General features: G+C 52.3%; 4 protein-coding genes and 1 pseudogene. 4 read left to right on the top strand and 1 reads right to left on the bottom strand.

Features of this window, described 5'->3' with window-relative positions:
- Positions 1-53: 53 nt before the first annotated feature.
- The gene (locus G3M78_12395; GenBank protein ID QPJ66150.1) at positions 54-5,000 is read left to right on the top strand and encodes a hypothetical protein; all 4,947 of its coding nucleotides are present in this window, start codon (positions 54-56) and stop codon (positions 4,998-5,000) included.
- A 153-nt stretch (positions 5,001-5,153) separates the two neighbouring features.
- The gene (locus G3M78_12390; protein ID QPJ66149.1) at positions 5,154-5,951 is read left to right on the top strand and encodes a carboxypeptidase regulatory-like domain-containing protein; all 798 of its coding nucleotides are present in this window, start codon (positions 5,154-5,156) and stop codon (positions 5,949-5,951) included.
- A gap of 110 nt (positions 5,952-6,061) precedes the next feature.
- Here G3M78_12390 and G3M78_12385 read toward each other — a convergent pair whose 3' ends face one another.
- Positions 6,062-6,553: a ferritin family protein gene (locus G3M78_12385; protein QPJ66148.1), complete on the bottom strand. Its 492-nt coding sequence runs from the start codon at positions 6,551-6,553 to the stop codon at positions 6,062-6,064.
- A gap of 143 nt (positions 6,554-6,696) precedes the next feature.
- Between G3M78_12385 and G3M78_12380 the strand changes: the two genes are divergently transcribed.
- The gene (locus G3M78_12380) at positions 6,697-7,287 is read left to right on the top strand and encodes a sigma-70 family RNA polymerase sigma factor (protein ID QPJ66147.1); all 591 of its coding nucleotides are present in this window, start codon (positions 6,697-6,699) and stop codon (positions 7,285-7,287) included.
- A 342-nt stretch (positions 7,288-7,629) separates the two neighbouring features.
- Positions 7,630-12,423, top strand: a pseudogene (locus G3M78_12375) (hypothetical protein).
- Positions 12,424-12,467: the final 44 nt, after the last annotated feature.

The raw sequence follows: 12,467 nt of genomic DNA, 5'->3' as shown, positions 1-12,467 counted from the left end.
TTGGTTTTATTAACATCCACCGTTAGAGGTGGAAACATTAGGGAGGAAACCACATGATTGTTCGTGTCAAAAGAAGCCGGAAGATATGGCACGTGCTTGTCATTTTGGCTTCTCTGCTAACCTTTTCGGCTCCTGCATTTGCGGGAATAGTGGCAGATCATGGTCACTCGCCGGACGGGCATGCAGGTCATAATGACGGCGTGGACCGGCCAACCTGGTTGAAGAAGCTCGAAAACCAAGTCGATTACGAGGAGGTTATGAGCGGTCTTGATGGCAACCAGGAGCAACTTAACAAAACCTGGATGAAGTTAATGGGCCAGCTCCAGGACAAAATCAAGGAGCATGCGTCTCCGGCGTCTTCGGGCGGCGGGTTTCATGATTCCTGGGCGGCGCATCAATTGGGCCAGAGCTTTTTGCTCGGACCTTCTGAAGCGGCGGCCAAAGTGTATAAGGGCGCTCATTGTCCGAGCGGCGTTCCCACTAAAGTATACGATATCACTGCGATCAACGTAGAGATCACGTTGAACCAGTGGGGAGATTATTTCCCCGGATATATGTACGTTCTGACCGACGATATTGACAAAGTTCGGGCAGAAGAAGAACTCAATCGAGCGGCGCGCGAAGACGATACCGAAATGGATCCGGGCGCGTTGAGCAATGGTTTGCAGGGCGACGCGATTCAACCGATGGCGATCCGCGGCAACCAGGGCGATTGTGTACGCTTCAAGGTAACGAACGAAGTGGAAGACGAGGACATCGGATTCCAGGTCAACGGTTCGGCAATGATCATCAGCTCCACGGGTCAACCGGCAACCGCCGCGACTCCTGGCGCGATCATTCCTTCCGGTGAAACGCAGGAATTTGAATGGTACATCCCGATTGACGAGCAGGAAGGCGCGCATATGATTCAGAGTCATGCGGGTCGTGATCCGTCTTCGTTGGGATTGATTGGCGCATTCATGGTAGAGCCGGTTGGCTCCACCTACCTCAGCCCTTTCGATGGCACGCCCATGTGGAACGGCTGGGAAGTCATGATCGCTAACGAAGAGCGAAGAGATTTTCGTGAGTTCGTTATTTTCTATCACGAAGTTGGCGACGAATCTTTCCGACCTTTGAACCGACATGGCGAGATGATTCCGCAACGCGATCCGATGACTGACGCTTACCGTCCTTCGGCGCGCGCGATCAATTATCGCAGTGAGCCTTTCGGTATCAACAATCTGGCGCAACAGGAAAAGCGTTTCCATTTTGAAGATGAATCGCTTTCTTACAGCTCCTACACCTTCGCTGACGCTCCGACGACGATCCCCCGATCGTACCTGGGCGATCCTGCAAAGTTCCGCCTGATCCACGGCGGCGGCGAAGTGTTTCATTCACATCATCCGCATGGCGGAACGATCCGTTGGACGCGTTCTCCCAAGCGTGAAGTTCAGCTTGAAAATCTGACCACGGCGGCATGGGATGGACCGGTTAAGTACCCAGTGGTACGAACCACCAGTGACCGTGTTGACGTTGAAGTAATCGGCCCGTCCGAAGCTCTCGATCTGGAAACCGAGTGTGGTTCCGGATTGTGTCAGCGACTGGCTGGCGACTTTTTGTTCCATTGTCACGTAGCGCATCATTATGTTGCGGGTATGTGGGGCTACTGGCGCGTGTACAACACGATGCAGGACGGCAACTATCCGTTCGGTAGCACCGACATCATGAAGCCTCTGGTGGAATTGCCTGACCGTAAAGGCCGCATTCCGCACGGCGTGACTTCGGACACGTTGGTGAACAAGACGATGGACTGGTTTGGCACCAAGTACCAGATCGTTGACGACAAGCCGAGCGACTGGACTCAGGAGACTCGCGTCGTAAACATCAAAGACTGGGTTAAGTACATGCTTCCGCCGCAAGGCAAGCCGGGTCACACCGATGATGAGAAAGCATCCATTGTTTCCTATGATGGATCTGTTCTTGACTGGGTTTGGGACGGCAATAAGGCGATGACTGAAAAGGAATCGACTTATGATACGGCTAAGTACAAATCCCCGCATCCTGGGAAGCGACATCCCATTCAGTTCAGCCCCTTGACGGGTAAACTGGCATGGCCGCATCTCACGCCGCATTTTGGCAAGCGGGTACCGTTCGCGCGACATCATGGCGGCGCTCCCTGGCTGGAGCCTTTCCATATGCACACCGATGACAAAATCATCACGGCATCGGAGTCGGGTAGCGGACGTTCCGGCAACAACGTTGAGAGTAGCGCGCCTGCTAAACCGGGCGAGCAGGGACGTTGGAGCCTTTGTCCTGCTGGCGCAGGCCGCAAGCAGTACAATCTGCATTTCATCAATACCCCAATTGAGTTGTCCGGGGCTTATGGCGACACCCCGCCCATCGTCGACAAATACGGTCTGATCTACGTAATTGACGAAGAGATGGCGGAAGTGAAAGCCGATCAGAAGAAAGCGATTCCGCTGGTCATTCGCGCCAACGTGTATGACTGCGTGGACGTGCTTCTGACAAGCGAATGGAACGACGACGACTTTACGAACTTCCAGATGTCGAAAGTCAACATCCATCCGCATTTTTTCCAGTTTGACAATCAGGCTTCAGACGGCGTTATTACGGGCTTCTCGTATGACCAGTCCATGAGGTCTTATCGTCAGTTCGACAAGAAGATGAAAAACGGACATCATGTCGGCATGCCGGTACCGATGAACGCTCGTCTTCTGAAAGCAACCAAACCGGGCGACGACACCATCGAAATCCAGATGGCTAAAGAAGCCACTCCGTTCCATGCCGGAGCAGACATCATTGTCGGCATCGAAACGGCAAACGGCAAGGACGCTCGTTGGATTGAATCCATCACGCCAGACCCGCGTAAAGGTCTTGCTGAAGATGGAAAATACACGATCAAGTTCACGGAGGGCATGACGCACGCCCACGCCGCGCAACAGATCGTGAGCACCGAGTATGTTCGTTACCGCTGGTGGGTAGACGCTGACGTTGGACTCGTGTTCTGGCATGACCACGCGTTTGGCGCAACGACCTGGCCGCATGGCGGTATTGGTTCGACGATCGTAGAGCCGTGGGGTTCCACGTATCATGATCCGAAAACCGGCAAGCCGATTCGTAGCGGCCCGGTAGCCGATATTCATGGCACCGAGCCTTTCGCTTACAATCGAAACGGCAGTTTCCGCGAAATCGTGGCTCAGTTGCATGACACGGTTCCGCACACGGCTCAGTTGGTGACCGAAGGCAATCCTCCGGGACTGTCTCGTGAGAACGCCATTGCGGCGGGTCAGTCGGTATCTTTCCAGATGCCGTCCGACATGCTTGAAGTAGCGTTCCCGTTCTTGAACGGCGGCACGCACACGACAGGCGGCGGATTCAACTTCCGCGCGGCATCCTTGTCAGCGCGATTGAGAGCGAATCCGGATGCATCCGTTCTGTTCTCGAGCAGAGCGCATCGTGACCCCGATACCCCAATCATTCGGGCGTATGTGGGTGACAGCGTTGTGTTCCGACTTCTGCACGGAATGATGAATGAAACGCATACCTTCGTTGTCTCTGGACATGGTTATCGCCCAGAGCGCTACGATGGAGACTCTCGCGTGACCAATACGATTCACATTGGTATCGCAGAGCGTTACGACCTGGCGACCACCGCAGGCGGATATCAGGAGATGGCGGGCGACTACATGTATTACGACGGTCGTACCTCGCATCTTTCTGAAGGTACCTGGGGCTTGTTCCGAGTGTACGATGAGATCCAGGCGGATCTTAAAGTATTGCCGGGCAACGAGCATCCCAAGAAGTCCAGCACCAAGTTGTGCCCGGACAAAGCTCCGGTTAAGAATTTCAGCGTGGTTGCGATCAATCGCGAGCTGAAGTTCAACCCGAACGCCGAGGACGAGATCGAAGTTGATTTCGAGCGCAAATTGCTCCTCGCCAACGCCGATGCGAAAATCTTCGCACTGGAAGGCGAGGTCAGTAAAGCGGCTGATGATGAGGAGCATATGCCTCATCCGCTGACGCTTCGCGCTAACATCGGCGAGTGTGTGAAGATCAAGCTGACCAACCGCCTTGCGGAAGGCAACGCTTCGATTCACATGAACAACATCGCGTTCGATCCTCTGGATTCACAGGGCATCAACGTGGGTAACAATCCGGGCGACCAGACGGTAGCTCCGGGTAAATCCAAAGTCTACACGTTCTATGCGCACCCTGATTTTAACATCAACGGTGGCTTGATCTGGGACTTCGGTAATTTGACGACCAACGTCCGCGACGGTATGTTCGGCGCTCTGATCATTGGACCTCGCGGTTCGGTTTATCGCGATCCAGAGACGGGCAAAGACATCAGCCTCGGTAACTCGTGGAAAGCGGACGTAATCATTGACAGGACGCATCCTGAGAATGCAAAACTCCAGAACTACCGTGACTTTGCATTGTACTTCCAGGATGAGGATAACATCCTCGGCACCTCGTTCATGCCTTACCTGCAGAACGTAGCAGGATTGACGGGCGTGAACTATCGCCTGGAGCCTTGGCTGTATCGCGAAGACGAGGGTTGTGAACTGGGCAATATCTTCACGCCTTGTGTCGCGGCCGATCAAGACCCGGCAACGCCTGTATTGAAAGCGCATGCAGGCGACCGAGTGATGATCAACGTCTTCGGCGCTCATAACGAGCAGAACCAGATGTTCAATCTCGATGGCCACCAATGGCGTCGTCACCTGAATCAAGAGGGCTCTGACATGATCGACGTGGAAGAGTTCGGCAGTGGCGAATACATTCAGGCGTTCTTCAGCGCTGGCGGTACGTACCAGAATCCTGGCACCTACCTCTGGTTGAACGCCCGAACGCCGTATCAGCAGGCGGGCCAGTGGGGTTATTTCAAGGTTCTGCCCGCAGGCGACCGTTCGATCCTTCCGCTGGGCAGTGCAACGCCTCGCGGCGTGACGAACGCATCGTCCGAAACGCCGGATGATGATCGCTTGTCAATGCGATAAGTAGTACTATTTTGCAAAAAGGGGGTTCCTTCTATTGAGGGAACCCCTGATTTGCGTTATAGTACCCATTTATTTCGTTAGGATTTAACAAGCGCATTGTTTGTTTTAAAGTGGGAGGGTTAATATTAAATGAAAATGGAGGGTAACTCAGCAATGAAAAAGGCAATTTTAGGTGCATTGGTAGTTATGGTTTCTTTGGCCATGGCTTCGAACGCTTCAGCAAAAAAAGACGACTATGAAGAAGGCGCTGCTGGAAGCGGCGTGATTGTAGGGGCCGTAACATTGAAGGGCAACCCCCCTGCGCCGATCATGGAAGACTTGTCCAAAGGCAAAAACAAGGATTTTTGTGCGAATCACCCTGATAATGATGGCATGATCCGAAAGCGAACGAAAGTTCTCGTAGATGGCGGTAAATTACAGGATGCTATTGTTTTCATCGAAGACATTGACAGTGGTAAAAAATGGGCGGATTTGGAAAATACTACCTTTGAGAAATGCGATATTTTCCCGAAAATGTCCGTTATCCGCAAGACCCCTAAAGGCATGAAAGAAGGCCTTTATGTAATCACGAATGAAGATGCGGACACCTTGCATAACCCGCACGGTTATTCGGTAGCTGGCGCAAACCGCAAGACCCTGTTCAACAAACCGCTTCCTTCGAAGGGTTCGAGCGCGGACATCACGAAATCTTTCAAACGTTTCAAACAGAAAAAAGACGATCATTTCTTCCTGCAGTGCGATCAGCACAACTACATGGAAGCGGATGCTCGAATCGTTTGGAATCCCTACTATGCCAAAACGGCGGCAGATGGTACTTTCAAAATTGACGGCATTCCCGCTGGCAAATATAAAGTAACCGCATGGCATCCGTATGTTGGCGAAGTGACTCAAGAAGTAACGGTAGCAGATGGCGAAGCTAGCGCAAACTTTGAGCTGGTTGCCAAGAAGTAAGAAGTCTTATATAGTTCTAAAAGACAGCGCCGGGGCTAGTATTAAGCTCCGGCGTTGTTTTTTTTTATCTGAATTACGCGTGAGGCTAGGTGAATTGAAGGGAGGAGCGGTCAGGCGGGCGTATTTCCAAGGAATCGTTTTTCCATTGCCTTGATACGGGACAAATGTTCCATCTCTGCTTTCTCAAGCAGGATGAGCAAAGTTTTAGCTTCGTAATTGGTGCAATTTTCTCTCAGCATTTTATAGAATTCGTGCGAAACCTGTTCCGTTTCTACTGCGAATTCAAACGCCTGCTTGATGTCGCTGAATTCAGATAGTCTTTCCTGAATCTCTTCCATTTTAGGGAAAATATCAGTTTCAAGTTCTTCTTCTATATATCCCCGCATTTCAGCGCTGTTTTCCCAGCCATAATTTTCCTGCCCTTTATTATCCAATAGATTCTTGAATTGTTTTTCGTGCAGGACTTCTTCTTTGGACATGACATTGAGAAAATCCTTAATGGCTGGGTCATCCACCATTTCTCCCAGCTTGTCGTAAAAGGCTTGCCCCAAGCGTTCGATCCTCAGCGATATGGCCAGCAATTCTGTATTTGTGATTTCCATATATGAAAAGTTAAATTTAAAGGTTCGTTTGATAAAAAAATCATATACATATATCTTTTAATAATAGTGTAATTTATATATTATTCATTTTACTATGTAAAACGAATATTTTTCAGACAAGTAAGTCATTTTGAGAGGTTGCGTTGGATTTTTTGCTTAAATTTGAAAATTCCCTTGAGGGTAGGGATGAGGAAATTGCCACTTTCAACAGGCATTTGCGCCCTCATTTTGACCTGATTTTTAAATCGGCGATTCGGCTTTGCGGTAATTATCACGATTCTGAAGATCTGGTGCAGGAGACTTTTTACATCGCTCTCAAAAATTTTCACCAGCTCAAGCAGATTGAAAAATGCAAGCCCTGGCTTTTTTCAATTTTAAGAAATTTGTTCCTTAAGGAAATCAACCGCAAAAAAAATCGTAAAGAAATTGAGTTTGATTCTGTATGCGAGGTTCTGCACGACTCTTCAAGTCTGGAAAGAGACCTCATCAGAGCCCAGTTAAAATCAATGATTGATATAAGTCTGAAGTCTTTGGACGAACGCTTGAGAGCGCCTTTAGACCTGTTCTATTTTCAGGATAAATCCTATAAAGAAATATCTGAGGCGCTTCAAATACCTATCGGCACTGTGATGTCCCGCATTGCGCGCGCCAAGGTTTATTTGCGCAATGCATTGATCAAATCTGATGAGTCTGCGACCCTTAAAAATGATCTGCTTGCAGATCGCAGTCAGTAATACCTTCCTTTATAAGTAATTCCCGGTAATTTTAAGAATCACTCCTTTTGCGGGGAATAATTCTCCTCGCTTCGTATCTTAGCATCGAAGGCGCATTCCTTTGCGTCAGTTGCAAGGGATCAGTCCGCCTTTGTTCTACTCACGAATGGTAGGGGTTTTATTATGTCTAAAAGGAGGAAACCTATGAAACCTGAGCATGTGCGATTCAAGAGGCCTGGCTGGGGGATGTGGACCTTTGTCCTCATTCTTTCAGTAATTCTGCCTGCTTCTGCTCTCGCAGGAATTGTGGCGGAACACGGTCATATGCCGCAAGGAAAAGGAGGTCACCAGGATGGCTCCGGCCAGCCAACCTGGTTGAAAAAACTTGAAAATCAAGTCGATTACGAAGAAGTGATGAGCGGCCTGGATGGCAACCAGGAGCAACTCAACAAAACCTGGATGAAGTTAATGGGCCAGCTCCAGGACAAAATCAAGGAGCATGCGTCTCCGGCGTCTTCGGGCGGCGGGTTTCATGATTCCTGGGCGGCGCATCAATTGGGCCAGAGCTTTTTGCTCGGACCTTCTGAAGCGGCGTCCAAAGTGTATAAGGGCGCTCATTGCCCGAGCGGCGCTCCTGTGAAGGAGTATGACATTTCCGCTATCAATGTAGAGATCATGTTGAACCAGTGGGGCGATTATTATCCCGGTTATATGTACGTGCTGACCGAAGATATTGATAAAGTCCGTGCGGAAGAAGAGGCGAACCGCAAGGCTCGTGAGGATGAGTCTGAAATGGATCCCGGAATGGTTTCCAGCGGTTTGCAGGGCGACGCGATCCAGCCAATGGCGATCCGCGCCAACCAGGGCGATTGTGCGCGCTTCAAGGTAACGAATGAAGTGGAAGACGAGGACATCGGGTTCCAGGTCAACGGTTCGGCGATGATCATCAGCGCCACGGGTCAACCGGCTACCGCCGCGACTGCTGGCGCAATCATTCCTCCCGGCGAAACGCAGGAGTTCGAATGGTACATCCCGATTGACGAGCAGGAAGGCGCGCATATGATTCAGAGTCATGCGGGTCGCGATCCGTCGTCGCTGGGATTGATTGGCGCATTCATGGTAGAGCCGGTGGGTTCCACCTACCTGAGCCCCTTCGACGGCAAGCCGATCAAAAATGGCTGGGAGGTGATGATTGCCAATGAAAATGAGAGAGACTTTCGCGAGTTTGTCCTTTTCTATCACGAAGTTGGCGACGAATCGTTCCGACCTTTGAACCGACATGGCGAGATGATTCCGCAACGCGACCCCCTCACCGACGCCTACCGCCCTTCGGCGCGCGCGATGAACTATCGTAGCGAACCTTTCGGCATCAACAATCTGGCGCAACAGGAAAAGCGTTTTCATTATGAAGACGAATCGCTTTCCTACAGCTCCTACACCTTCGCTGACGCTCCGACGACGATCCCCCGATCGTACCTGGGCGATCCTGCAAAATTCCGCCTGATCCACGGCGGCGGCGAAGTGTTTCATTCGCATCATCCGCATGGCGGCACGATTCGATGGACGCGTTCTCCGAAAAGAGAGCCGCACATCGAGAGTCTGACCACGGCGGCTTACGACGGACCGGTCAAATACCCTGTGGTACGAACCACGACGGACCGCGTTGACGTTGAAGTCATCGGCCCATCCGAAGCGCTCGATCTGGAAACCGAGTGCGGTTCCGGTCTGTGTCAGCGGCTGGCGGGAGACTTTTTGTTCCATTGTCACGTAGCGCATCATTATGTTGCGGGTATGTGGGGTTACTGGCGCGTGTACAACACGCTTCAAAACGGCAATTATCCGTTCGGTAGCACCGACGTTATGAAACCTCTGGTCGAGCTTCCAGATCGCGCCGGACGCATCCCACAGGGCGTGACTTCGGATACGCTGGTGGGCAAGACGATGGACTGGTTTGGCACCAGGTACCAGATCGTTGATAACAAGCCGAGCGACTGGACTCAGGAGACTCGCGTCGTCAACATCAAAGACTGGGTCAAGTACATGCTTCCGCCGCAAGGCAAGCCGGGCCACACCGACGATGAAAAGGGTCAGATTCTGGCTTACGACGGTTCGGTCTGGGATTATGCATGGAAGGGCAACACGGCAATGTCCGAACGTGAATCGACTTACGACACTCCCAAGTACAAGTCGCCTCACCCGGGTAAACGCCATCCCATTCAGTTCAGCCCCTTGACTGGCAAGCTGGCCTGGCCTCACATGACGCCGCATTTTGGCAAGCGGGTTCCGTTCGCGCGACATCATGGCGGCGCTCCCTGGCTGGAGCCTTTCCATATGCAAACCGATAACGATATCATCACGGCATCGGAGTCGGGTAGCGGACGTTCCGGCAACAACGTTGAAAGTAGCGCGCCTGCTAAACCGGGCGAGCAGGGACGTTGGAGCCTTTGCCCTGCTGGCGCAGGACGCAAGCAGTACAATCTGCATTTCATCAATACCCCTATCGAACTTTCAGGGGCTTACGGCGACACTCCGCCCATCGTCGACAAATACGGTCTGATCTACGTGATTGACGAAGAGATGGCGGAAGTGAAAGCCGATCCGAAGAAAGCGATTCCGCTGGTCATTCGCGCCAACGTGTATGACTGTGTGGATTTACTTTTAACGAGCGAATGGAACGACGACGACTTCACGAATTTCCAGATGTCGAAGGTCAACATCCATCCGCATTTCTTCCAGTTCGACAATCAGGCCTCTGATGGCGTAATTTCTGGTTTCTCTTACGACCAGTCCATGAGGTCTTATCGTCAGTTCGACAAGAAGATGAAAAACGGACATCATGTCGGCATGCCGGTACCGATGAACGCTCGTCTTCTGAAAGCAACCAAACCGGGCGACGACACCATCGAAATCCAGATGGCTAAAGAAGCCACTCCGTTCCATGCCGGAGCAGACATCATTGTCGGCATCGAAACGGCAAACGGCAAGGACGCTCGTTGGATTGAATCCATCACGCCAGACCCGCGTAAAGGTCTTGCTGAAGATGGAAAATACACGATCAAGTTCACGGAGGGCATGACGCACGCCCACGCCGCGCAACAGATCGTGAGCACCGAGTATGTTCGTTATCGCTGGTGGGTCGATGTGGACCTGGGTCTCGTGTTCTGGCATGACCATGCCTTCGGCGCAACGACCTGGCCGCATGGCGGTATCGGTTCGACGATCGTAGAGCCCTGGGGTTCCACGTATCACGATCCGAAAACAGGAAAGCCGATTCGTAGCGGTCCGGTCGCTGATATTCACGGCGCCGAGCCTTTCGCTTACAATCGAAACGGCAGTTTCCGCGAGATCGTGGCTCAGTTGCATGACACGGTTCCGCACACGGCGCAGTTGGTGACCGAAGGCAATCCTCCGGGACTGTCTCGTGAGAATGCCATTGCGGCGGGTCAGTCGGTATCTTTCCAGATGCCGTCGGACATGCTTGAAGTTGCGTTTCCGCATCTGAATGGCGGCACGCACACGACAGGCGGCGGGTTCAACTTCCGTGCGGCGTCTTTGTCGGCGCGATTGAGGGCGAATCCGGATGCATCCGTTCTGTTCTCGAGCAGAGCGCATCGCGATCCCGATACCCCGATGATTCGGGCGTATGTGGGCGACAGCGTTGTGTTCCGCGCCTTGCATGGCATGATGAACGAGACCCACACGTTGGTCATATCCGGTCATGGATTCCGTCCTGAACGTTATGATGCCGATTCGCGTGTGACCAATGCTCTGCACATCGGTATCGCAGAGCGTTACGACCTGGCGACCACCGCAGGCGGTTATCAGGAGATGGCGGGCGACTACATATATTACGACGGTCGCACCTCGCATCTCTCTGAAGGGTCTTGGGGCCTGTTCCGGGTTTACGATGAGATCCAGGCGGATCTGAAAGTATTGCCGGGCAACGAGCATCCCAAGAAGTCTCGAACCGAGTTGTGTCCCAAGAAAGCTCCGGTTAAGAATTTCAGCGTGGTTGCGATCAATCGCGAGCTGAAGTTCAACCCGAACGCCGAGGACGAGATCGAAGTTGATTTCGAGCGCAAATTGCTCCTCGCCAACGCCGATGCGAAAATCTTCGCACTGGAAGGCGAGGTCAGTAAAGCGGCTGATGATGAGGAGCATATGCCTCATCCGCTGACGCTTCGCGCTAACATCGGCGAGTGTGTGAAGATCAAGCTGACCAACCGCCTTGCGGAAGGCAACGCTTCGATTCACATGAACAACATCGCCTTCGATCCTCTGGATTCACAGGGCATCAACGTGGGCAACAATCCGGGCGACCAGACGGTGGCTCCGGGTAAATCCAAAGTCTACACCTTCTACGCGCATCCTGATTACAACATCAACGGCGCGTTGATCTGGGACTTCGGTAATCTGACGACCAACGTTCGCGACGGTATGTTCGGCGCTTTGATCATTGGACCTCGCGGTTCGGTTTATCGCGATCCAGAGACGGGCAAAGACATCAGCCTCGGTAACTCGTGGAAAGCGGACGTTATCATTGACAAGACGTTTCCTCAAAATGCGAAGTTGCACAACTATCGTGACTTTGCATTGTACTTCCAGGATGAGGACAACATCCTCGGCACCTCGTTCATGCCATACCTGCAGAACGTAGCAGGATTGACGGGCGTGAACTATCGCCTGGAGCCCTGGCTGTATCGCGAAGACGAGGGTTGTGAACTGGGCAATATCTTCACGCCTTGTGTCGCGGCCGATCAAGACCCGGCAACGCCTGTATTGAAAGCGCATGCAGGCGACCGAGTGATGATCAACGTCTTCGGCGCTCATAACGAGCAGAACCAGATGTTCAATCTCGATGGCCACCAATGGCGTCGTCACCTGAATCAAGAGGGCTCTGACATGATCGACGTGGAAGAGTTCGGCAGTGGCGAATACATTCAGGCGTTCTTCAGCGCTGGCGGTACGTACCAGAATCCTGGCACCTACCTCTGGTTGAACGCCCGAACGCCGTATCAGCAGGCGGGCCAGTGGGGTTATTTCAAGGTTCTGCCCGCAGGCGACCGTTCGATCCTTCCGCTGGGCAGTGCAACGCCTCGCGGCGTGACGAACGCATCGTCCGAAACGCCGGATGATGATCGCTTGTCAATGCGATAAGTTGGCAGTCGCAGTACGGAAAGGGGCCTTCAATTGGAGGCCCC

Origin of the sequence: Candidatus Nitrohelix vancouverensis (assembly GCA_015698305.1) — a bacterium.
Taxonomy (GTDB): Bacteria; Nitrospinota; Nitrospinia; order Nitrospinales; family VA-1; genus Nitrohelix; species Nitrohelix vancouverensis.
The sequence above is the reverse complement of the archived record's forward strand: the minus strand, read 5'-3'. Positions and strand labels throughout refer to the sequence as shown.

Coding starts and splice junctions, on each gene's coding strand:
- G3M78_12395 (QPJ66150.1), top strand. CDS start 54: ATGATTGTTCGTGTCAAAAGAAGCCGGAAGATATGGCACGTGCTTGTC.
- G3M78_12390 (QPJ66149.1), top strand. CDS start 5,154: ATGAAAAAGGCAATTTTAGGTGCATTGGTAGTTATGGTTTCTTTGGCC.
- G3M78_12385 (QPJ66148.1), bottom strand. CDS start 6,553: ATGGAAATCACAAATACAGAATTGCTGGCCATATCGCTGAGGATCGAA.